The organism is Chromobacterium sp. LK1 (assembly GCF_001043555.1).
Classification (GTDB): Bacteria; Pseudomonadota; Gammaproteobacteria; order Burkholderiales; family Chromobacteriaceae; genus Chromobacterium; species Chromobacterium aquaticum.
In genome coordinates this window covers 19,991-42,479 of sequence record NZ_LDUI01000043.1, presented here as the reverse complement: position 1 = coordinate 42,479, position 22,489 = coordinate 19,991, and the positions used below count along the sequence as shown (strand labels likewise).

At 64.7% G+C, this 22,489-nt stretch carries 22 protein-coding genes and 1 pseudogene; 7 read left to right on the top strand and 16 right to left on the bottom strand.

What is annotated here, in order from left to right:
* Window positions 1-200: 200 nt before the first annotated feature.
* Entirely contained in the window at window positions 201-1,034 is an 834-nt protein-coding gene (locus VI26_RS18710) for an SDR family NAD(P)-dependent oxidoreductase (RefSeq protein WP_048411273.1), read from the bottom strand.
* Between the two features lie 240 nt (window positions 1,035-1,274).
* Between VI26_RS18710 and VI26_RS18705 the strand changes: the two are divergent.
* From VI26_RS18705 to VI26_RS18690, 4 genes and pseudogenes are all read left to right on the top strand, one after another.
* A pseudogene (locus VI26_RS18705) lies at window positions 1,275-1,523 on the top strand (exodeoxyribonuclease VII small subunit); the annotation flags it as partial.
* Window positions 1,513-2,409 (top strand): polyprenyl synthetase family protein, encoded by an 897-nt coding sequence (locus VI26_RS18700; protein ID WP_048411271.1) that lies wholly within the window; start codon window positions 1,513-1,515, stop codon window positions 2,407-2,409. The pseudogene VI26_RS18705 and the gene VI26_RS18700, both read left to right, overlap by 11 nt.
* A 14-nt stretch (window positions 2,410-2,423) precedes the next feature.
* Complete coding sequence (dxs, locus tag VI26_RS18695) at window positions 2,424-4,274, top strand: 1-deoxy-D-xylulose-5-phosphate synthase (protein ID WP_048411270.1); 1,851 nt, start codon at window positions 2,424-2,426, stop codon at window positions 4,272-4,274.
* A 211-nt stretch (window positions 4,275-4,485) separates the two neighbouring features.
* The gene (locus tag VI26_RS18690; protein ID WP_048411269.1) at window positions 4,486-5,295 is read left to right on the top strand and encodes a hypothetical protein; all 810 of its coding nucleotides are present in this window, start codon (window positions 4,486-4,488) and stop codon (window positions 5,293-5,295) included.
* 96 nt (window positions 5,296-5,391) lie between these two features.
* On the opposite strand, the gene VI26_RS18685 is transcribed toward VI26_RS18690, so the two are convergent.
* Window positions 5,392-6,174 carry an alpha/beta fold hydrolase gene (locus VI26_RS18685; RefSeq protein ID WP_048411268.1) on the bottom strand — a complete coding sequence of 261 codons (783 nt, stop codon included), beginning with the start codon at window positions 6,172-6,174 and terminating at the stop codon, window positions 5,392-5,394.
* 209 nt (window positions 6,175-6,383) lie between these two features.
* Between VI26_RS18685 and dsbD the strand changes: the two genes are divergently transcribed.
* The 3 genes from dsbD to VI26_RS18670 all read left to right on the top strand — a co-directional run bounded on the left by dsbD (window position 6,384) and on the right by VI26_RS18670 (window position 10,077).
* Window positions 6,384-8,180: a protein-disulfide reductase DsbD gene (gene dsbD, locus VI26_RS18680; protein ID WP_156183962.1), complete on the top strand. Its 1,797-nt coding sequence runs from the start codon at window positions 6,384-6,386 to the stop codon at window positions 8,178-8,180.
* An 89-nt stretch (window positions 8,181-8,269) separates the two neighbouring features.
* On the top strand, window positions 8,270-9,376 hold the full coding sequence (locus VI26_RS18675; RefSeq protein WP_048411267.1) for an AI-2E family transporter: 1,107 nt from the start codon (window positions 8,270-8,272) through the stop codon (window positions 9,374-9,376).
* A 77-nt stretch (window positions 9,377-9,453) separates the two neighbouring features.
* A complete protein-coding gene (locus tag VI26_RS18670; protein WP_048411266.1) occupies window positions 9,454-10,077 on the top strand; it encodes a LysE family translocator in 624 nt (207 codons plus the stop codon).
* Window positions 10,078-10,126: 49 nt separating this feature from the next.
* Here the strand turns inward: VI26_RS18670 and VI26_RS18665 are convergent, their stop codons facing one another.
* The 14 genes from VI26_RS18665 to ispC all read right to left on the bottom strand — a co-directional run bounded on the left by VI26_RS18665 (window position 10,127) and on the right by ispC (window position 22,485).
* Window positions 10,127-10,462 carry a 2Fe-2S iron-sulfur cluster-binding protein gene (locus VI26_RS18665; protein WP_048411265.1) on the bottom strand — a complete coding sequence of 112 codons (336 nt, stop codon included), beginning with the start codon at window positions 10,460-10,462 and terminating at the stop codon, window positions 10,127-10,129.
* A 3-nt stretch (window positions 10,463-10,465) separates the two neighbouring features.
* Entirely contained in the window at window positions 10,466-11,659 is a 1,194-nt protein-coding gene (gene glp, locus VI26_RS18660; protein ID WP_048411264.1) for a gephyrin-like molybdotransferase Glp, read from the bottom strand.
* Window positions 11,646-12,167, bottom strand: a complete 522-nt coding sequence (mobB, locus tag VI26_RS18655) for a molybdopterin-guanine dinucleotide biosynthesis protein B (RefSeq protein ID WP_231581053.1) — start codon at window positions 12,165-12,167, stop codon at window positions 11,646-11,648. The genes glp and mobB overlap by 14 nt, the downstream gene beginning before the upstream one ends.
* Before the next feature lie 66 nt (window positions 12,168-12,233).
* Window positions 12,234-12,446 (bottom strand): hypothetical protein, encoded by a 213-nt coding sequence (locus tag VI26_RS18650; protein ID WP_048411263.1) that lies wholly within the window; start codon window positions 12,444-12,446, stop codon window positions 12,234-12,236.
* 55 nt (window positions 12,447-12,501) lie between these two features.
* Window positions 12,502-12,993 (bottom strand): DNA-deoxyinosine glycosylase, encoded by a 492-nt coding sequence (locus VI26_RS18645; protein WP_048411262.1) that lies wholly within the window; start codon window positions 12,991-12,993, stop codon window positions 12,502-12,504.
* Window positions 12,990-13,592: a ribonuclease HII gene (gene rnhB, locus VI26_RS18640; protein WP_197081535.1), complete on the bottom strand. Its 603-nt coding sequence runs from the start codon at window positions 13,590-13,592 to the stop codon at window positions 12,990-12,992. The genes VI26_RS18645 and rnhB overlap by 4 nt, the downstream gene beginning before the upstream one ends.
* On the bottom strand, window positions 13,589-14,761 hold the full coding sequence (gene lpxB / locus VI26_RS18635; RefSeq protein WP_048411261.1) for a lipid-A-disaccharide synthase: 1,173 nt from the start codon (window positions 14,759-14,761) through the stop codon (window positions 13,589-13,591). Before lpxB ends, rnhB begins: the two co-directional genes overlap by 4 nt.
* A 5-nt stretch (window positions 14,762-14,766) precedes the next feature.
* Window positions 14,767-15,543: an acyl-ACP--UDP-N-acetylglucosamine O-acyltransferase gene (gene lpxA, locus VI26_RS18630; protein WP_048411260.1), complete on the bottom strand. Its 777-nt coding sequence runs from the start codon at window positions 15,541-15,543 to the stop codon at window positions 14,767-14,769.
* Window positions 15,544-15,545: 2 nt separating this feature from the next.
* Window positions 15,546-15,998, bottom strand: coding sequence for a 3-hydroxyacyl-ACP dehydratase FabZ (gene fabZ / locus VI26_RS18625; protein WP_043639907.1), 453 nt, complete (start codon window positions 15,996-15,998; stop codon window positions 15,546-15,548).
* On the bottom strand, window positions 15,991-17,055 hold the full coding sequence (gene lpxD / locus VI26_RS18620; protein ID WP_048411259.1) for a UDP-3-O-(3-hydroxymyristoyl)glucosamine N-acyltransferase: 1,065 nt from the start codon (window positions 17,053-17,055) through the stop codon (window positions 15,991-15,993). The genes fabZ and lpxD overlap by 8 nt, the downstream gene beginning before the upstream one ends.
* Window positions 17,056-17,161: 106 nt before the next feature.
* A complete protein-coding gene (locus tag VI26_RS18615) occupies window positions 17,162-17,647 on the bottom strand; it encodes an OmpH family outer membrane protein (protein WP_048411258.1) in 486 nt (161 codons plus the stop codon).
* A gap of 18 nt (window positions 17,648-17,665) precedes the next feature.
* The gene (gene bamA / locus VI26_RS18610) at window positions 17,666-19,954 is read right to left on the bottom strand and encodes an outer membrane protein assembly factor BamA (RefSeq protein ID WP_048411257.1); all 2,289 of its coding nucleotides are present in this window, start codon (window positions 19,952-19,954) and stop codon (window positions 17,666-17,668) included.
* Between the two features lie 9 nt (window positions 19,955-19,963).
* Window positions 19,964-21,307, bottom strand: coding sequence for an RIP metalloprotease RseP (gene rseP / locus VI26_RS18605; RefSeq protein ID WP_048411256.1), 1,344 nt, complete (start codon window positions 21,305-21,307; stop codon window positions 19,964-19,966).
* Complete coding sequence (gene ispC / locus VI26_RS18600; RefSeq protein WP_048411255.1) at window positions 21,301-22,485, bottom strand: 1-deoxy-D-xylulose-5-phosphate reductoisomerase; 1,185 nt, start codon at window positions 22,483-22,485, stop codon at window positions 21,301-21,303. The genes rseP and ispC overlap by 7 nt, the downstream gene beginning before the upstream one ends.
* Window positions 22,486-22,489: the final 4 nt, after the last annotated feature.

Below are 22,489 nucleotides of genomic sequence, written 5' to 3'. Positions count from 1 at the left end.
CTTTGTGTCACGGAGCCGGGAATCCCGGCATCTCAATATTTGTTATGCCTGCTCCGGCATGAGCAAATGCCATGAGCAAGTGCCGTGACTGTAAAGCGAATCGCCAGACTAGATCAACAAGAAACTATCAAAATGTCATCTAAGAAAAAACATGACTATGCATAGAAAAACTCATGCTAAGCCAAAGACTTGGCCGTGCATCAGGTCGCCGCGCGCAAGGCCCAGTCAAAACAACGGGTTGGCAACAGACGCCGCAGCCACCAGTACAGCTTGGTGGGGAAAGTCACCCGATAGCGCGCCGCCGGCTTGGCCGCGGTAATCGCGCGATACACCGCCTCCGCCACCGCGCTGGCCGGCAAGGTGAACGGCGCGGCGTGGCCCTCTTTCTTCAGCCGCGCCAGCTGCTGCTGATAGGCGTCGCGGTGACAGCTGGCGTCGATGTCCACGTTCTTCAGGAAACGCGCCAGCGCATTGGGGCGGAAGCGGCTTTCTATCGGCCCCGGCTCCACCAGCGACACATGGATGTCGCTGCCGTGCAACTCGTGGCGCAGGGTGTCGCACAAGCCTTCCATCGCGAACTTGCTGGCATTGTAGGCGCCGCGCCAGCGCATGGCGGCGAAACCGAGGATGGAGCTGTTGAACACGATGCGGCCATGGCCCTGGGCGCGCATCACCTTGAGCGCGGCGTTGCTCAGTTCCCAGGGGCCGAACAAATTGGTCTCGAACTGCTCGCGCATCGCGGCGCGGCTGATGTCCTCCACCGCGCCGGGCTGGCCAAAGCCTGCATTGTTGAACAAGGCGTCCAGGCGGCCGCCGGCCAGCTCCAGCGCCTGGGCCAAACCGGCGTGTATGGAACCGGTATCGTTCACATCCAGCTGGATGCAAGTCATGCCCTCGCTGCGCAGGCGCTCCACGTCGGCGGCGGCGCGGCAGCTGGCGATCACGCGCCAGCCGCGCTGGGCCAGGATGATGGCGGTGTGATAGCCGATGCCGCTGGAGCAGCCGGTAATGAGTATCGATGCTTGAGATTGCATGCTGGCCCCTGTCGTTTTCTATTGGCGACACCCTACCGCAAATGCGGACGACGGGGAATTGTCCGCTAGGCGCGTTCCCTTCCTGGACGATTACCATTCCAACCGCGTCCCGGCTTGCCAAAAGCGCTCAATCGCCTCTGTCGCCACACCGGGAAATTGGACTAGAATGACGGCCTTAAAGAGCCGCCCGCGCCCACGCGACACCAATAGAAAACGCACGGCCCGGCCACCACAAAGCACAATAAGGAAAACGCCATGGCTAAAGCCAGCAAAGCGCCGGCCAGTTTCGAAACCGCACTGGCCCAACTGGAAGACATCATCCAGGCGATGGAAAGCGGCGACATGCCGCTGGAAACGGCGCTCGGCTCCTACAAGCAGGGCATAGAATTGATCAAGTTCTGCCAAGGCAAATTGGCCGACGCGGAACAGCAGCTGAAAATACTGGAAAACAACGAACTCAAAGCACTGGAATTGTCCAATGGCCAATAAACCGTTCATGGCCTGGATGACCGAGATCCAGCAGCAAGTGGAAGGCGCGCTGGAACGCCTGCTGCCCTCCGGCCAGCACACGCCGCAAAAGCTGCACGAGGCGATGCGCTATGTCAGCCTGGGCGGCGGCAAGCGGGTGCGGCCGCTGCTGGCCTTCGCCGCCGGCGAACTGGTGGGCGCCAGCGCCGACAATCTGGCCCGCGTGGCCGCGGCGGTGGAAATGGTCCACGTCTATTCCCTGGTGCACGACGACATGCCCTGCATGGACGACGATGTGCTGCGCCGCGGCAAGCCCACCTGCCACGTGGCTTACGACGAGGCCACCGCGCTCCTGGTGGGCGACGCGTTGCAAACCCTGGCTTTCGACGTGCTCTCCACGCCGATGGCCGGGGTGGAAGCCCGCGCGCAGCTGGCGATGACGCACACGCTGGCGCGCGCCGCCGGCCACGCCGGCATGGCCGGCGGCCAGGCCATAGACCTGGCCAGCGTGGGCAAGGCGCTGAACCAGCCGGAACTGGAATACATGCATTTGCTGAAGACCGGCGCGCTGATACGCGCGTCGGTGCTGCTGGGCGCCATGGCCGGCCGGCCGCTGAGCGAGAACGAAACCGCCCGCCTGGACGTGTTCGCCAAGCGCATGGGCCTGGCCTTCCAGGTGGTGGACGATGTGCTGGACTGCGAGGCGGATACCGCCACGCTGGGCAAGACCGCCGGCAAGGACGCCGCCCACGACAAGCCCACCTATGTCAGCCTGATGGGGCTGGCCGAAGCCAAGCAGTTTGCCCGCGACTTGCGCGACGAGGCTTTTGCCGCGCTGGAAGGATTTGGCGATTCCGCCCAACGATTGAAAGAACTGGCCGACTACATCGTCGCGCGCTCGTTCTGAAGAAGCTGAAAACTATGTACCCCTTGCTCGAGACCATTCAAAGCCCTGCCGACCTGCGCAAGCTGTCGCGCCAGCAGCTCACGCCGCTGGCCACGGAACTGCGCGACTTCCTGGTGGAAAGCGTCAGCAAGACCGGCGGCCACTTCGCCTCCAACCTGGGCAGCATCGAGCTGACCATCGCGCTGCACTATGTATTCAACACCCCGGACGACCGCCTGGTGTGGGACGTGGGCCACCAGACCTACCCGCACAAAATCCTGACCGGCCGCCGCGAGCGCATGGGCAGCATGCGCCAGAAAGGCGGCCTGGCCGGCTTTCCCAAGCGCGACGAATCGGAATACGACACCTTCGGCGTCGGCCATTCCTCCACTTCCATAGGCGCGGCGCTGGGCATGGCGGTGGCGGCCAAGACCCAGGGCATAGAGCGCAAATGCGTGGCCATCATCGGCGACGGTTCGATGACCGCCGGTCAGGCCTTCGAGGCGCTCAACAACGCCGGCGCGATGGACACCGATCTATTGGTGGTGCTCAACGACAACGAGATGTCGATCTCCCCCAATGTCGGCGCGCTGAACAACTACCTGGCCAAGCTGATGTCCGGCCGCTTCTACGCGGCGATGCGCGAAGGCTCCAGCAAGGTGCTGGGCATCGCCCCGCCATTGAAGGAGATCGCCAGCAAGGTGGAAGAGCACGTCAAGGGCTTCTTCACCCCGGGCACCTTGTTCGAGGAATTCGGCTTCAACTACATCGGCCCGATCGACGGCCACGATGTGGACGTGCTGGTGGACACCCTGAGCAATATCCGCAGCCTCAAGGGCCCGCAGTTCCTGCACATCGTCACCAAGAAGGGCCACGGCTACAAGCTGGCGGAAAGCGACCCGGTCAAATACCACGGCGTCACCAAGTTCGACCCCAGCAACGGCCTGGCCAGCGGCAAGGGCGGCGGCAAGCCGCAATACACCCAGGTGTTCGGCGACTGGATCTGCGACATGGCCAAGCGCGACCCGCGCCTGATCGGCATCACCCCGGCGATGCGCGAGGGCTCCGGCCTGGTGCGCTTCGAGCAGGAGCACCCGGACCGTTATCACGATGTGGCCATCGCCGAGCAGCACGCGGTCACCTTCGCCGCCGGCCTGGCCTGTGACGGCGCCAAACCGGTGGTGGCGATCTACTCCACCTTCCTGCAGCGCGCATACGATCAACTGATCCACGATGTGGCGCTGCAGAACCTGCCGGTGCTGTTCGCCATCGACCGCGCCGGCCTGGTGGGCGCGGACGGCCCCACCCACGCGGGCGCCTTCGATCTGTCCTTCCTGCGCTGCATCCCCAATCTGACGGTGATGGCGCCATCGGACGAAGACGAATGCCGCCAGATGCTGTACACCGGCTTCATGCTGAACAGCCCAGCCGCGGTGCGCTACCCGCGCGGCACCGGCCCCGGCGCCGAGATCCAGGCCGAGATGACAGCGTTGCCGCTGGGCAAGGGCCGGCTGCGCCGCGAAGGCGAAAAAGTGGCCATCCTCGCCTTCGGCAGCATGGTGACGCCGGCCCTGGCCGCCGCCGAGGCGCTGAACGCCACCGTGGCCGACATGCGCTTCGTCAAGCCGCTGGACGCGGAACTGGTATGCCGGCTGGCGGAAAGCCACGACCTGGTCATCACCGTGGAGGAAAACGTGGTGATGGGCGGCGCCGGCTCGGCCTGCCTGGAGGCAATGCAGGCGATGGGCATCCTCAAGCCGGTATTGCAGCTGGGCCTGCCGGACGATTACGTCGAGCACGGCGATCCGGCCGGCATGCTGGCCGATTGCGGCCTGGACGCCGCCGGCATCGAGCGCAGCGTGCGCCAGCGGCTGGCGATGCTATAAGAAGGTTTGTCGTCCAACTTCAACGCCCGGCTCCGCCGGGCGTTTTGCTTTGACGACGCGAGCCCACCCGCCTAACGCCACGAACGGCCTGCCGCACCCCCTGCCCTACACGACATGTTCAGCATTTGTCAGCTGCGCCAATTTGCCAATGACATAGAATTGATTCGGTGCGCGACACCGCCGCGTCATTCAACTTCCATGGAGTCATTCAATGTCAAATAATTGGGATTATATTGCCGAGTTTAAGCATGATATCGATGAACTGCTGGAGAAGATCAGACAGCGCACCGATGAATTATCGCGGGCCAATCATCACATCATCGCCGCCGTAGCCGACGAGAAAGAAAATCCGGCCAAGGGCGTGGTGTTTTATGCGCCGGCCAACCAGGGCAATATCCAGAAGAACAATGCCGGCTGGCAAAAATTCTATATCGAGGCCAAGCCCAAAGGCGACGATCAGGCCGCCTACAACGCAGAACTATTCGACAAGATTCGCAACAAACTGAACAACTTGTCGCCGTCCGAGGCTTTCGGCGCCAAGCTCTTGCTGTCGGACAGCAAGGAGGGCAAGGCCACCATCACCCTGTTCTATCCCACCACCTACATCAAACCACCCATTCCGCATACTCCCTGGCTATACACCTGCGACTTCGAGCGCTATATCGAAAACGTGGCCGACAAGCTGAACTTCGCCCTGAATCACATCGACCCCAGCTTCTCCCTGCTCGCTTACTCCGACGAGGATGGCTCTGACGCCAAAGGCGTCATTTATCACAAACTGGGACTGGCCAACCCCGAGCTAGCTCATGTCGGCCATGCTTGGGCACTGAAAACCTACTCCACCGAGGCCGACGGCAAGTCCCAAGCCACCTACAAGGCCGAGCTGTTCGACAAGATCAAGACCGACCTGAACTCCCTGCCGGAACAGCATCTGCTGTTGGCACAGCTGTTCTTGACCGACCGCTCCGGAGGCAGGGCCCATATCGCCCTGCTTTACCCGCAAGAAATCCGTCCCATCTAGCCCGCCTAGAAGCGGCAGCGCTTCGCCGCTCAAACGCAAGCAGCAGTCAAAACGGAAGCCCGCGGGCTTCCGTTTTTTGCGCCGCCGGATCCCGGCTCAGGCCTCCAGCAGGTCCAGTATCCTCCGCGCCGTTTCCACCGGCCGTTCCAGCGGAAACAGATGGCTGCCCTGCTGCATCTGCACCTCGATATTGAAGTGCTTGCGCATGAAGCGCAGATCCGCCGGCTTGAGTACATCCGAACCGGTGCCGGCAATAAAGGTGGCCGGCACTTTCAATTGACCGCGATAACGCGGAAAATCATGCGGCAGCGCGCAGTAGATTTCATGCTCGATCTGCGGACGGAACTTGAGCTTGCGTCCGCCCTGGCCGTCGTCCACCGTGCCGTGCTCGGCGTAGTCGGCCAGGCAGTCCGGGTCGAAGCGGGCGAACATCGGCTTGCGGGCGAAGTAGTCGTGAACCATGGCCACCGACGCCCAGTTGTCGCGCCGCTTCAGGGTATTGCCGCCCGGGGTGACGCGATCGATGAAGCCCAGCTTCTTGGCCAGCCAGATGCCGCGCGAGCGGAACGGCCCCATCAGCGGCGAATCCAGGATCACGATGCGTTTGAACAGCTCCGGCCGGCGCAAGGCGGCGTAGAACATCAGGAAGCCGCCCAGCGAATGGCCGACGCCAACCACCGGCCCCTGGCTGTGGGCTTCGATATGGGCGATGGTTTCCTCCACCAGGTGCGGCCAGCAATCGGTGACCGGATAGCGGGGATCGTGGCCGATGGCGTCGAGGAAACCCACCTGGTGGCGTTCGCCCAGCGTGGCCAGGAACTTGCGGTAAACCGAGGCTGGAAAACTGTTGGCATGAGCAAAGTGAATCGTTTCTCGCATGATGTCTGGTGTCGTACCCTAGTTTTTATATAAATATTCTATCTTACCGTTTGCCCGTGAATTGAATTTAATGCATATTGTTTTCGCATAGCAAGATGCGGTCGCGACCAAAACCGCCGCCTTCCGCGCCCCGCCCGGCCGCCACGGAACCAATGCCTGTGCGCGCCGGTCATTCAAACGCTAACGACCATAAACCATAGAGTCATCCCGTGCCAATCAACTTATCGCTACTCTCATCCCGAATCGTGGGCTTGCTCGCGATCTCGCTGGCCTGCCTGGGCTTGAGCCTGCCCGCGCACGCCATCAACCAGGACGACCTGCTGCCGGCCGAGCAAGCCTTCGCCGCCAAGGTGGAACGCGTCGGCGACCAGCTCAAGCTGACGCTGGACGTGGCCCCCGGCTACTACCTGTACCGCGACCGCACCCAGATCAGCAGCCAGCCGGCCAATCTGGTGGGCGCGCCGCAATTCCCGGCCGGCAAGGAAAAGAACGACCAGTACTTCGGCAAGCAGACCGTGTTTCTCGGCAAGAACGTGGTGACCGTGCCCCTGCAGCCCAACGCGCCGGCCGAGTTCGAGCTGCAGGTCAAGCTGCAAGGCTGCGCCGACGCCGGCGTCTGCTACCCGCCCTACACCCACAAGCTCAAGGTGGGCGGCACGCCGGCCGCCGGCGGCAAGCTGGGCGAATGGCTGTCGGAGGCCTCCCCGCAGGGAAAGTCCCCGGCCGGCAACAATGAGCTGGCAGCCCAGGGTTGGCTGACCACATTGGGCACCTTTCTGCTGGCGGGCATAGGCATGGCCTTCACCGCCTGCATGTATCCGCTGCTGCCCATCGTTTCCTCATTGATTGCCGGCCAGGGCGCAACACTGACCCGTCGCCGCGGTTTCCTGCTGTCCTTCACCTATGTGCAAGGCCTGGCGCTGACATACACCTTGGTCGGCGTCATCGCCGGCCTCACCGGCTCGCTGCTGACGGTATGGCTGCAACAGCCGGCGGTGGTGCTGAGCGCCAGCGCGCTGATGGTGGTGTTCGCGCTGTCCATGTTCGATCTGTTCACCATCCAGCTGCCGTCGGCGCTGCAATCGCGGCTGGCCGACACCTCCAATCATCTGTCCGGCGGCAAGTTCGCCACCGTGTTCGCGATGGGCGCGCTGTCCGCGCTGATCATCGGTCCCTGTGTCGCGCCGCCGCTGGCGCTGGCGCTGGGCTATATCGGCAGCACCGGCGACGCCGCCCTGGGCGGCGCGGCGCTGTACGCGATGGCGCTGGGCCTGGGCCTGCCGCTGATCCTGATCGGCACTTTCGGCGGCCATGTATTGCCGCGCGCCGGCGGCTGGATGAAAACCGTCAAGGCCGGCTTCGGCGTGGTGATGCTGGGCCTGGCCATCTGGCTGGCCGCGCCCTTCCTGCCGGGCGCGCTGGTGATGCTGCTGTGGGCCTTGCTGCTGATAGGCAGCGCGGTGTCGTTGGGCGCGCTGGAAGCGCTGCCTGGCAACGCCGGCGCGCCGCGACGGCTGGGCAAGGCCGCCGGCGTGGCGCTGCTGTTGATAGGCGCGGCGCAGTTGGCCGGCCTGCTGGCCGGCGCCGACAATCCGCGCTATCCGCTGCGCTGGCTGGGTCAAGGCCAGGCGGAGGCCCGCGCCGAGGCCGTGTTCCAGCCCGCTGCCAGCAACGCACAGCTGGACGCCTTGCTGGCCAAGGCCAAGGCGGACGGCAAGCCGCTGCTGCTGGACTTCTACGCGGACTGGTGCGTGTCCTGCAAGGAGATGGAGGCGGAAACCTTCCCGGACCCGGCGGTCAGCCGCCAGATGCAGGGCTATGTGCTGGTCAAGGCCGATGTCACCGCCAATAACGCCGAGCACCAGGCGCTGCTCAAGCGCTTCGGTCTGTTCGGCCCACCCGGCATCATCCTGTTCGACAAGCTGGGCCAGGAGGCGGACCGCGTGGTCGGCTTCACGCCGGCGGCGGCCTTCGCCAAGACCCTGGCCGCGGCGAACCCGCAATAGCCGCAAGCGCCAATTGCATTCAGCTCCATTGCATTGCAGAATCAGCGGGCCGATCCAGATCGGCCCGTTTTTCATTTTCCGAGAGCCCCATGGCCATCAATAAAGCATTCCCCAATGTCAGCATTCTGGCGGTGTTCCAGATCGCCATCATCGCCCTGCTGGTGATGTCCTGCCTGCGCGTGATCCAACCGTTCCTGGGCGCCCTGACCTGGGCCTCCATCATCGCCATTTCCGCCTGGCCGCTGCATTGCCGGCTGCGGCAAAAACTGGGGGAACGCCACAAGCTGGCCGCCCTGCTCATCGTGCTGGCGCTGGCCCTGGCGCTGGCGATTCCCATCGGCCTGATGGCGCTGACCCTGGCGGACACCCTGCCCCATCTGTCCGGCCTCACTCACGACCTGACCCAGCTGACCCTGCCCAACGCGCCGGCCTGGCTGGCCAATATCCCGGTGGTGGGTGAAAGTCTGCAAAAGCTGTGGGGCAGCGTGCAGGCCGACCTGCCCGGCTTCTTCGAAAAAATCCGCCCGGCGGTGAACCAGGGCGCGCTGTGGCTATTGTCCGGCGGCGCCAATCTCAGCCTGAGCCTGCTGGAAATCGTGCTGGCCATCATCGTATCCGGCCTGCTGCTGATCAACGGAGACCGGCTGTGGGACATGGTGGAGCTGATCGTGATCAAGCTGGGCGGAGCGCCGGCCGGCGAGCTGCCGGACGTGATCGCCCGCACCATACGCAGCGTCACCACCGGGGTGGTGGGCACCGCGCTGGCGCAGACCATTCTGTGCGTGATCGGCCTCTTGATCGCCGGCGTGCCCGGCGCGCTGGTGCTGGGCTTCCTTTGCTTCATCGTCGCGGTGGCGCAGATGCCGACGCTGATCGTCTGGCTGCCGGCCGCCGCCTGGGTGTTTTACACCGGCAACACCGGCCTGGGCATCTTTCTGCTGGTCTGGGGCTTTTTGCTGATCAACACCATAGACAACATCCTGAAGCCCTTGCTGATCAGCCAGGGCGCGCAGATGCCGCTGTCGCTGATCTTCCTCGGCGTGATCGGCGGCCTGATCGCCTGGGGGGTGATAGGCTTGTTCATCGGCCCCACCCTGCTGGCGGTGGCGCTGACCATGCTGCGCCACTGGCTGCGGCCGGAGTGCCCGGAGCCCAAGAACGCAGATGAAGACTGCGCGGAACAGACCGCCGATTAAGCGCGTGCAGACCATCCCGCGAGCAAGAGCGAGACCTTGAACAGGCTCAAAGCCGCTGCAACAGGAGAATCCCGACCATGACCCTCGCTACCCTGCTCGCCTTCGCCTTCATCATGGCCGTGGGCATTCTCACTCCGGGGCCCACGGTCTTGCTGGCGCTGAACAATGGCTCCCGCTTCGGCCTGCGCTACGCGCTGTATGGCATGCTGGGCGCGGTGCTGGCCGACTTGCTGCTGGTGCTGTTGGTGGGCCTGGGTTTCGGCGCGCTGCTGGCGGCATCGGAAACCCTGTTTCTGATCGTCAAATGGCTGGGCGTGGCCTTTCTCGCCTATGTCGGCCTGCAAATGCTGCGCGCCAAAAGCGGGCTAGCCTCGGTTGATGACGCCGCGCGCCAGCCCTCGCGCTGGGCCGCCGTCGCCAAGAGCTTTTCCGTGGCCATGGGCAACCCCAAGTATTATTTCTTCATGTCCGCGCTGCTGCCGCAGTTCGTCGCGCCAGCCGAGGCCCAACTGCCCCAGTACCTGGCCTTGGCCACCGTGATCGTGGCGATAGACGTGCTGGCGATGAGCGCTTACGCGCTGCTGGGCGCGAAATCGCTGCAGCTGTGGCGGGAAAACGGCGTGAAGTGGCTGAACCGCGTCAGCGGCGGCGCCTTGCTGGCCTTGGCGGGGTCGATCGCGCTGTACCGCAGGAGCGCTTGAGCGACCAATGCAATAAACAAGGGCCCCTACGGGCCCTTTTTGTTGGCGCTCAAAACGCCGGACACTCCACTTCCCAGTCGTCATCGCTCAGATGCAGATGACAGGCCAGCCGCCACGGCCGCGCCTCGGTCCAGCTTTCGCTGGCGGCCTGGGCGGCGTCAATCGCGCCGGCGCGCAGCAACACATTGCGCTCCTTGCGGCTGGGCCGCTGCTCCGCCTCCGGCGTCGCCAGCCTCACCTTGCAGGTGCCGCAAGTGCCCTGGCCGCAACGCCAGTGCAAGGGCACGTCCGCCAGCCGCGCCAGGTCCAGCAGATTGTCGCCGGGCGCCGCCTGCTGTTCGCCGAGCAGCGCGCCGTTTTCATCGACGAAGCGGATGGTGGGCACGGCTCACTGCACCAGCGGCAGATAGGCCAGCATGTCGCCGCACGCCACCGCCTGACCCGGCTCCAAGCGCACCAGGCCGTCGGCCCAGGCGCAGGACATCAGCACGCCGGAGCCTTGCTGCGGGTACAGTTCCAACTGCCAGCGGCCGTCGACGCACACGCGACGCACGCGGATGAACTCGCTGCGGCGCGCATCCGGCCGGGTCCAGTCAAAAGCCGCCGGGTACGGGCCTTCCGGCGCCAGCGCCGATACCGGCAGGCCGGCGCGACGCTCCAGGAAGGCGCGCGCCAGCACCTGGAAGGTGACGAAGCCGGATACCGGATTGCCCGGCAGGCCGATGAAGTCCGCCTGCCCCACCTTGCCATAGGCCAGCGGCTTGCCCGGCTTGATCGCCAGTTTCCACAGGTCCAGCGAGCCCTCGGCCTCGACCGCGGCCTTGACGTGGTCTTCCTCTCCCACCGACACTCCGCCGCAGGTCATGATCACGTCGGCGGCGTCGGCGGCGTCGCGCAGCGCCTCGCGGGTGGCGCCCAGGGAATCGCGGACGATGCCCAGGTCTATCACCTCGCAGCCCAGACGCATCAGCGCCGGCGCCAGCCAGTAGCGGTTGGAGTTGTAGATCTGACCGGCGGCCAGCGGCCGGCCCGGCTCCACCAGCTCGTCGCCAGTGAAGAACACCGCCACCCGCAGCGGGCGGCGCACCGTCAGCGTTTCCACCCCGATGGACGCGGCCAGGCCGATGTCGGCCGGGTTCAGCACTTTGCCGGCCGGCAGGATTTCCTGGCCAACGCGGATGTCTTCGCCGCGACGGCGGATGTTCTGGCCGGCGCTGGCCGGCTGGCTGAAGCTGACCGTGCCGTCGGCGGCGGTTTCCGCCTGTTCCTGCATGATCACGGCGTCCGCGCCGGGTGGGATCGGCGCGCCGGTGAAGATGCGCGCCACGCTGCCGGCGATCAATGCCTGCGGCACGCTGCCGGCCGGCACCCGCTGCGACACCGGCATCGCCGCCGCTTGTTCGGCGGCGCGCAGCGCGTAGCCGTCCATCGCGCTATTGTCGTGCGGCGGCACGTCCAGCGTGGCCAGCACCGGTTCGGCCAGCACGCGGCCGGCGGCGGCCAGCAGTTCGACTTGTTCGGTGGCGCTCAGCGGCTGGGCGCGCTGCAGCAGCCAGTCGCGGGCTTGTTCAAAGCTCAGCATGGGGCAGATCCAATCGTGTAATCAGGAAGGCGGCGACGGCGTCGGCGTCGTCGCGGTGAAACCAGGGAAGGTCCAGCGTTTGCGGCAGATCGCCGACCACGGCCAACACTTGGCCATCATGCAGATGCAACGCCGGCGCGGCCAGCGCGCTGTTGACCACTTCTATCTTGGGAATCGCTTCGTGTTTGAAGCCTTCGGCCAATACCAGATCGCAAGGACCCAGCATCGCCAAGTGGGCGGCCAGCGGCAAATCATTGCTGTCCGCCAGTTCCTCCACCAGCATGCGGCGGCGGGCCGAGGCCAGCAGCACTTGGGTGGCGCCGGCCTGGCGATGGCGCCAGCTGTCCTTGCCCGGCGTGTCCCAGTCCACATCGTGGTGGGTGTGCTTGACCACGGCGACGCGCAGGCCGCGCGCGGTCAGACGGGGAATCAGTTTTTCCAGCAAGGTGGTCTTGCCGCTGCCGGAATAGCCGGCGAAACCCAACACGCGCATGACGCCGACCCCCATAAAGATTCAGGCGGCCATGATAGCATGGCCGCCCGCGGGCTTGACTCCTACCAAAGAGCTAGCCGTCTAAGCCGCGTGAGCGAGCTTACCGGCCTGCTCCGGCGTCTCAAAACGCTTCCAGTCCACGATCATCACCTGGGTCAGGCCGCAGTCCACCGCCAGCTGCGCCTCGATTTCCTCCAGCACCTGATGGCAATGGATCACGCCGTTGATCACCACTTCGGCCCGGCGCATCACGCTGTCGTCCGGCGTGACAAACCATATGCAGTAATGGCCCATATTCGCTCCCCCAGGTGGTTTCATCACGACGACGAGCGCGTTTGGCCATCGTCAACTACAAATATCGTCCCAGTTGCCGCCAAACTTCAAGTTTTCTGTCAAACGCCAGCGTATGCGCCGGGCTGGAAGAAGGCAAGGCCAGAATGTCCAGCCCCAGGCCATCCAGCTGTCCGGCCGCGCGCGCGGCGGTGGCGCCGTTGAAGGCGACCGCGCGCAACCGCGGCAGGCTCTGCGCCAGCTCGCGCAGATCGTTGGCGCGCTGATCGCGGATGGAGGTATCCAGGCTGCCGCGCCGCCGCGCGCTGGCGATCACGTCCCACAAGGCCACGCCGGCTCCTTGCAGCGCGTCCAAGCGTTCGGCGTAGGCCAGTTCGACCAGCGGCCGGCCGGTGATCGCCTGCAGCAGCGGCCAGAATTGATTGCGGGGGTGGGCATAGTACTGGCCGGCCTGCAGCGAGGCGTCGCCGGGCAAGGAGCCCAGCACCAAGACGCGGGCATCGGCGCGCGCCACCGGCGGGAAACAGGATTTGGCGGCCTCGCCGCTCAAAACAATTGCCCCTGCTGCCGCGCCAGCCAGGCCTTGACCGGGCCGAAGCTCTTGCGATGCGCCGGCAAGGCGCCGTGCTGCTCCAGCGCGGCCAGGTGTTCCGCGGTGGGATAGCCTTTGTGGCGGGCGAAACCGTATTGCGGATGCAGCGCGTCCAAGGCCACCAGTTCGGCGTCGCGCGCGGTCTTGGCCAGGATGGACGCGGCGGAAATGGCCGCCACCTTGGCGTCGCCCTTGACGATGGCTTCGCCCGGCACCGGCAGGCCCTTGGGCACGCGGTTGCCGTCGATCAGCGCGCGCGTCGCCTGCGGCTGCAGGCCTTGCACCGCCCGCGTCATCGCCAGCATGGTGGCGTGCAGGATATTGAGCTTGTCGATTTCCTCGACGCTGGCGCTGGCGATGCACCAGGCCAGCGCGTCACGCTTGATCAACAGCGCCAGCTCGTCGCGGCGGGCCTCGCTCAGCACCTTGGAATCGGCCAGGCCGGCGATGGGTTTGGCCGGGTCCAGAATCACCGCGGCGGCGAACACCGCGCCGGCCAGCGGGCCGCGGCCGGCTTCGTCCACTCCGGCGATCAGTTCCAGATCAAGCCCGCTCATTGCCGCCCCACCACGTGCAGCACCGCTTCCGCCGCCAATGCGGCGGTGTCCTGGCGCAAGGACTGATGCAGTTCGGTGAAGGCGTCCACCATCTCGCGGCGCGCGTCCTGATCCTCGTACAGTCTTTGCATTTCCGCCGCCAGCTTGGCCGGCGTCGCTTGCTTCTGCAGCAGCTCCGGCACCACGAAGCGGCCGCACAGGATATTGGGCAGGCCGACGTAAGGCAGGCGGATCTTGCGCTTGACCAGGCGGTAAGTCAGCGCGGACAGCTTGTAGCTGATCACCATCGGTTTCTTGGTCAGCGCCACTTCCAGCGTGGCGGTGCCGCTGGTGACCAACACCGCGTCGCTGGCGATCATCGCCATCTGCGCATGGCCGAACAGCTTGCGCAGCGGCAGGTCCCAGCCCTTGTGGCGGCTCAGCATGCGGTCGAACAGCGCCATGGTGGGACGGGTGGCCAAGGGCACCAGGAACTGGGCGTCCGGATAGGTTTTCAGCAGCAGTTTGGCGGTTTCGATATACAGCGGCGCCATGTGTTCCAGTTCGCTGACGCGGCTGCCCGGCATCAGGGTGAACACCGGCGCGCGCTGCGGCAGGCCCAGCTGCTCGCGCATCGCGCCCTGGTCCGGCCGCAGCGGAATCTCGCTGGCCAGCGGGTGGCCGACATAGGTGACCGGCACCCCGGCCTGGCGGTACAGCGGCGGCTCCATCGGAAACAGGCACAGCATGTGGCTGACGCTGCGGCCTATCTGCTGCACCCGCTCCGGCCGCCAGGCCCAGACCGAGGGGCTGACGTAATGGATGGTGGGAATGCCGGCGCGCTTGAGCGTGGCCTCCAGGTCCAGGTTGAAGTCCGGCGCGTCGATGCCGATGAAGACGTCCGGCTTTTCGGCCAGCAATCTATCGCGCAGGGTGCGGCGGATGCGCAGCAGCTCTGGCAGGCGCTTGAGCACTTCGGCATAGCCCATCACCGCCAGCCGGCTTTGCGGCGCGTGGCTGACGAAACCCCGCGCTTCCATGCGCGGGCCGCCGATGCCGGCGAACTCGATGTCGGGATGGCGCGCCATCAGCGCGTCCATCAGGTGGGCGGCAAGAAGGTCGCCCGAGGCTTCCCCAGCCACCATGGCGACCTTCAGTGCCCGCTTGCTTTTGAACAAAGTGTCGGGCATGGATCTCAGCGAATGATGCCTCTGGCGGACTGGCCAAAGAAGCGGGTGAACGGCGCCAGCTCATCGTGGCCGGCGGCGGCGTCCGCCAGGATGGCGGCCTTGGCGTCCTCGAAGGACAGGCCCTGGCGGTACAAGGTCTTGTAGGCGCCCCGCACGCGGCGGATCTGCTCGGCGCTGAAGCCGCGGCGCTTCATGCCTTCGGCGTTGATGCCGGAGGGCACCGCGCGGTTGCCGTGCGCCATCACGAACGGCGGCACGTCCTGGGCCACGGCGCTGGCGAAGGCGGTCATCGCGTGCTCGCCGATGATGGCGAACTGATGCACGCTGGTGAAGCCGCCCAGGATCACCCAGTCGCCCAGCTGCACGTGGCCGGCCAGGGTGGCGTTATTGGCCAGGATCACGTTATTGCCCACCTGGCAGTCATGCGCGACGTGCACATAGGCCATCACCCAGTTGTCGTTGCCGACACGGGTCACACCCACGTCCTGGGCGGTGCCGGTGTTGAAGGTGCAGAATTCGCGAATGGTGTTGTTGTCGCCGATTTCCAGGCGGGTCGGCTCGCCGGCGTACTTCTTGTCCTGCGGCTGGGCGCCCAGCGAGCAGAACTGGAAGATGCGGTTGTTCTTGCCGATGGAGGTGTGACCCTCGATCACCACATGAGGGCCCACCCAGCTGCCGCTGCCGATGCTGACATTGGGGCCGATGATGGTGTAAGGGCCGATTTCCACGTCGGCGGCGATCTGGGCCTTGGGGTCGACGATGGCGGTTGGATGGATGGCCATGATCACACCTCGCGCTTGGCGCACATGATTTCGGCTTCACAAGCCAGCTGGCCGTCCACCAGCGCGCGCGCGGAGTACTTGCCGATGCCGCGCTTACTGGTGATCAGTTCCACTTCGAAGGTCAGCTGGTCGCCCGGCACCACCTGGCGCTTGAAGCGGGCGTTGTCGATGCCGACGAAGAAGTACAGCTCGTTCTCGGCGCGCTCGCCCTGGCTGCGGATGGCCAGGATGCCGGCGGCCTGGGCCATCGCCTCGATGATCAGCACGCCCGGCATCACCGGGTATTGCTCGAAATGGCCAACGAAGAACGGCTCATTGATGGTCACGTTCTTCAGCGCCTTGATGCGCTTGTTTTCCTCGAACTCGGTGACACGGTCCACCAGCAGGAAAGGATAGCGATGCGGCAGATAGCGCATGATCTCGCGGACATCGATGGTGATGGCGTGTTCAGACATTGGGGGATTCCTCCTGATTCTTCATTTCTTTGAGCTCGCGTTCGAGCTGTTTGAGCCGCTTGGCCATATCGTCCAGATGACGGACGTGCACCGCGTTGGCCAGCCACTCTTTCATAGGTTGCAAGGGGTAGGACGAGGCATAGGTGCCCGGCGTCTTGATCGACTTCGACACCAGGGTACCGCCGCCGATATGGGTTTTATCGCAGATTTCAATGTGGCCGACGAACATCGCCGCGCCGCCCACGGTGCAGTAAGCGCCAATCTTGGCGCTGCCGGCGATGCCGACGCAGCCGGCGATGGCGGAATGCTCGCCGATCTGCACGTTGTGGGCGATCTGCACCAGATTGTCGATCTTGGCGCCACGCTTGACGACGGTATCCGCCATCGCGCCGCGGTCCACCGTGGTATTGGCGCCGATTTCCACGTCGTCCTCGATGATGACGCGGCCGGTTTGCGGAATTTTGAACCAGTGGTCCTTGTCCCAGGCCAGGCCGAAACCGTCGGCGCCGATCACGCTGCCGGAATGCACGCCGACGCGATGACCCAGCACGCAACCATGGTAAAGCGTGACGTTGGGATACAAGACCACGTCGTCGCCCAGCACGCAGTCGTCGCCCACCACCACGCCCGGCAGCAGCCGGCAGCGCTCGCCGATGACCACGTTGCGGCCGATGCTGACGTGTTCACGCAGCTCGGCGCTGGCCGCCACCCGAGCGCCCTCGCCCAGCACCGCGCTGGGGTGAATGCCGGCATGCGCCGTCGGCTGCGGATGGAACAGCGCGGCCAGGCGCGCGAAGTAAAGATAGGGGTCGGCGGCGACAATCCAGGAACGCTGGTTCCAAGCCGCGCTTTGCGCCAGCTCTTCCGCCATTTTGGGCGCGACGATCACCGCGCTGGCGCCGCTTTCGTCCAGTTGCTTGCGATACTTGGGGTTGGCCAGAAAGGCGATGTCGCCGGACTCGGCCGCTTCCAGCGGCGCCAGTCGGTTGACGCTCAGGTCCGGACCCGCCAGTTCTCCGCCCAGCTGCCCGGTAATGAATGAGAGGGTATAAGCCATCAAAAACGAAAGCCGACCTGGGGTCGGCTTGCTCCCATAATGTGAGTTGGCGCGCGGCCATGGCCGCGCGCATCCGGGACGGCCATTACGCCGCCCTACCCTGCCTTCAGCGCTCCAATTCCTTCAGAACCTTGGGCGTCAGGTCATACTTGGGGTTCACATACACCACATCCTGCAGGATCAGGTCGTACTGCTCGCGCTCGGCGATCTGCTTGAGCGCGCGGTTGGCGCGCTCCTGCACCGAGGCGAACTCCTCGTTGCGCCGCTGGTTGAAGTCCTCGGACAGCTCACGGCCCTTGGCCCGGTAGTCCCGATCCAAAGCCGCGTATTCACGCTCGTAACGCTTGCGGTCGTCGGAATTCAAGCTGCTCTTGGCCAGCTGGGACTCCAGCTCCTTGGCGCGCGCCTCCATCTTCTTCAACTCGTTGCGACGCTCGGCGAACTCTTTGTCCAGGCGTTTCTGGATGGCGATCGCCGGCGCCGCCTCGCGATAGATGCGCTCGGTGTTGACATAGCCCATCTTGAGCTCGGCCGCCTGAGCCGACAAAGCAGCCATCGACAAGAGCACGGCCGCCCATTGCAATGTTTTCATATAACAACCCCGTCAATTTTAGAACACGGTACCCAGCTGGAATTGGAAGCGCTGGACTTTGTCGGTGTCCTTCTTCTTCAGCGGGTTGGCGATACTGAATTTCATCGGGCCGATCGGAGACAGCCAGGTCAGCGCCACGCCAGCGGAATAGCGCAGACCGTCGCCAGCGGAGCTGCCCGCCACCGACGGATCCCACAGAGTACCGGCATCCATGAACATGCTGGCGCGCACCGACTTATTGTCCTTCATTCCCGGGAAGGGGAACAAGATCTCGGCATTGGCCACCGCCTTGCGGGTACCGCCCAGATAGTCGCCATTGGTGTCGCGCGGACCGATACTGCTGGTGTCGTAGCCGCGCACCGAGCCCAGGCCGCCCAAGTAGAAGTTCTGGAAGAACGGCAGGCGCGAGGTCTTGCCGTAACCATCGGCATAGCCCAGCTCGCCATTCAGCATCAGCGTGAAGGTCTTGGTCATCGGGAAGAACCAAGTCTGCTGATGGGTCAGGCGGTAGTATTGCAGATCGCCGCCCGGCAGGCCGGCGTCGGCGCCCACCTTGATCACCGCGCCGCGAGTCGGCCACAGCGCGCTGTCACGGGTATCGCGACCCCAGCTGATGGTGCCCAGCAGCGTGTTGTTGCTGGCGCCGTACTGGTTGACGAAGTCGATATAGCGCTGCGGGCTGTTCGAATAGGTGGTGATCTTGGTGTTTTCCGCGCCAATGCTGAAGTTGATGCGGTCATACTCGGTCACCGGCACGCCGAAACGCACCGCGCCGCCTATGGTGCTGGTCTTGTACGCGGAAATATTGGTGGCGTCCGGGTTGTAGACGCGGTTGTACAAGTCATAACCCAGGCTGACGCCGTCCGGCGTGAAGTACGGATCGGTGAAGGACAGCGAGATATTCTTGTTGACCTTGCCGGTGGACAGACCCAGCGACATATACTTGCCGGAGCCGAAGATATTGCTCTGCGACAGGCTGGCGGACAGCTGCACGCCCTCGCCCTGCACAAAGCCGATACCCGCGGACACGCTGCCGGTGGAGCGCTCTTTCAGGCTGATGTTCATGTCCACCTGATCGGCGGCGTCCGGCACCGCCGGCGTTTCGATGTTGACGTCCTCGAAATAGCCCAGCAGTTCCACGCGCTCCTTGCTGCGCTTGATCTTGTCGGCGCCGTAGGGGGCGCCTTCCAGCTGGCGCAATTCGCGGCGGATCACTTCGTCGCGGGTCTTGGTGTTGCCGGCGATGTTGACGCGGCGCACATAGGTCTTGCGGCCCGGATCCACGAAGAAAGTAAAGGCCACGGTCTGTTTGTCGTGGTCGATGTCCGGCAGCACGTTGACGTTGGCGAAGGCATAGCCGGCCTGGCCCAGGCGGTCGCTCAGCGATTTAACCGATTCGGTGATGCGCTCGTTGTTGAAGGTATCCCCGGCCTTGGCCTGGATCAGTTTGCGCAGATCCGCTTCCGGCACTTTCAGATCGCCGGCCAGCTTGATGTCGGAGATGGTGAACTTCCTGCCTTCGTGAATATTCACCGTCAGGAACATGTCCTGCTTGTCGGCGCTGATCGATACCTGGGTGGAATCGATGTTGAACTCCAGATAGCCCTGGTTCTGGTAGAAGGCCTTGAGCTTTTCCAGGTCGCCGGTCAGCTTCTGCTTGGAATACTGGTCGTCCTTGGTGATCCAGGACAGCCAGCCGCCGGTGGTCAGGCTGAACAGGTCTATCAGTTCGGACTGCTTGAAGGCGCTGACGCCGACGATGCGGATATCCTTGATGCGCGCGGTCACGCCCTCGTTGATGTCCAGCGTCACCGCCACGCGGTTTCGTTCCAGCTTGGTCACCGACGGCGTCACTTCCACCGAATACTTGCCGCGGCTGTAATACTGGCGCTTGAGCTCCTGCACCGCGCCGTCCAGCAACGCCTGGTCGAAGATCAGCGATTCGGCGAAGCCATTGTCCTTCAGCGCCTTCTTCAGCTGGTCCTTGCTGAATTCCTTGGCGCCGTTGATATTGAGCTGGCTGACCACCGGGCGCTCGGCCACGGCCACGATCACCACATTATCGCGCGACTCGATGCGCACATCATTGAAGAAGCCGGTGGCGAACAAGGCCTTGATCGCCTCGTTGGCCTTCTGGTCATTGAAGGTGTCGCCCACCTTGACCGGCAGATAATTGAACACGGTGCCGGGCTCGGTGCGCTGCAGGCCCTCGACACGGATGTCTTTGATGACAAAAGGATCAGCAGCCCAGGCCAAGGAGGCCGAGGTCAGGCCCAGTACGGCTGCTGCAAGCAATTTCAATTTCATAGATCGGTTTTAACCCCCAAATAGGCGGCTGAAATCATTCAGCAAGGCAAACGCCATCAAAGACGCCAGCAAGATGAAGCCAATTTTTTGTCCGAACAATTGCGCCCGCTCACTGACGGGGCGGCCTCTGATCAACTCCGCGACATAATACATTAAGTGCCCGCCATCCAGAACTGGAATCGGCAGCAGATTCAGCACGCCGATGCTGATGCTGATCAAGGCCAGGAACTCCAGATAAGGCGTCAGGCCCTCGCGCGCGGTCTGGCCGGCGACATTGGCGATGGTCAGCGGGCCGGACAGATTATCCAGCGAGGCCTGGCCCATCAGCATGCGTCCCATGAACTTGACGCTCATCCAGCTGGTGTCCCAGGTCTTGGCCAAGGCGGCCAGCGCCGCCTGCGGCACAGAGTAATGCTCGGTGTACAGCAGCTGGCGCCCCCAGTCGGCATCGGCCTGCGGCGCGGCGCCGATGCGCCCCACCACTTCGCCGTCCTGCTGATGCGCCTGCGGCCGAACCTTGATGTTCAGCGTTTCCGCGCCGCGCAGGACTTTCACGTCCAGATCGCGCCCCGGGCTGTTGCGCACCTGGGTCACCCAGCCTTCCCAGCTATTCAAGGCCTGGCCGTTGAGCGCCAGCAGCTTGTCGCCCGCCTTGAGGCCGGCGCTCTGCGCGGCGCCGCCGTCTTCCAACGCGCCTATCACCGCCAGAAAGCGGCCCGGCGTCAGGCCGGTGCTGCCCTGCTGCATCGCGGTGACCGCCTTGTCGCCGAAGCGGGCGGGGTCGATGCGGCGTTCGGCCTTGGCGCCGGCGGCGGTTTCCACCCGCACCACGGTGGCGTCCGGCGACATCGCCGCCTCGACGAAGGCAAGGCGGATCTGCTGCCAGTTGGCCACTGGCTGGCCGGCTATGCTCAGGATACGGTCGCCAGGCGCGAAGCCGGCCGCCGCGGCCGGGGTCTGCGCCACCACGGTGCCGACCAAGGGCTTGACCTGGCTCACGCCCTGCCCCAGCACCACCCAGTACAGCAACACCGCCAGCAAGAGATTGGCCAGCGGCCCAGCGGCCACGATGGCGATGCGCTTCAACACATGCTGATTATTGAAGGCCCGCGGGCGCAGTTCCTCCGTCACCGGGCCCTCGCGCTCGTCCAGCATGCGCACATAGCCGCCCAGCGGGATCGGACAAATCACCCACTCGGTGCCCTTGCGCCAATACGTCCACAGCGGCTTGCCGAAGCCGATGGAGAAGCGCAACACCTTGACGCCGCACAAGCGGGCCACCCAGTAGTGGCCCAGTTCGTGAAAGGTCACCAGCAAGCCGATGGCCGCCAGGAAGGCGAGCAAGGTCAGCATGCGGCCACCCTTTGCAGCGCGAAGGCTCGCGCCTCCTCATCCTTGGCCAGCAAACCCTCGACCGAGTCGCTGCCGGCCAGGCTGACACCCTCAAGTGCGGCGGATACCACGGCGGGAATGTCGAGGAAACGCATGCGTCCCTGCAGGAACGCCTCCACCGCGACTTCGTTGGCGGCGTTCAACACCGCCGGCGCGTCGCCGCCCAGGCGCAACACCTCGAAAGCCAGTTTGAGACAGGGGAAACGCTCCAGGTCCGGCGCTTCGAAAGTCAGATTGGACATGGAGAAGAAGTCCAGCGAGCCCACGCCGGCCTCGATGCGCTCCGGCCAGGCCAGCGCGCAAGCGATGGGCGTGCGCATGTCCGGCGAGCCCAACTGGGCCATCACCGAACCGTCGCGGTACTGCACCATGGAATGGATCACGCTTTGCGGATGCACCACCACTTCGATGCGTTCCGGCGGCGCGGAGAACAGCCAGTGCGCCTCGATCACTTCCAGGCCCTTGTTCATCAGCGATGCCGAGTCGACGGAAATCTTGCGCCCCATCACCCAGTTGGGATGGCGGCAGGCGTCGTCGGGCGTGACATGCGCCAGCGCCGCCAGCGGCGTCTGACGGAAAGGCCCGCCGGAAGCGGTGAGAATGATTTTGCGGATGCCGGCGGCGTCCAGATTGCCGGCGTAATCGTGCGGCAAGGACTGGAAAATGGCGCTGTGCTCGCTATCCACCGGCAGCAGGGTAGCGCCGTGGCGGCGCACCGCGTCCATGAACAGACAGCCGGCCACCACCAAGGACTCCTTATTGGCCAGCAAGATGCGCTTGCCGGCGCGCGCCGCCGCCATTGCTGACGGCAGGCCGGCGGCGCCGACGATGGCTGCCATCACCACGTCGGCCTCAGGCAGCGCCGCCACCTGGACCAGAGCGGCCGGGCCGTGCAGCACCTCGGTCTCCACGCCGGCCTCGTCCAGCCGGCCGCGCAGTACATCGGCGGACGCGGCGTCGCCGGTCACCACGTAAGCCGGCCGGAATTGCAGCGCCTGCTCGAACAGGCGCTGCACCTGGAGGTTGCCGCTCAGTGCCACCACCCGGTAACACTCGGGATGACGCGCCACCACGTCCAGAGTATTGACGCCAACGCTGCCGGTGGCGCCGAGAACGACAATCCCTTGCGGTTTCGTCATTTGA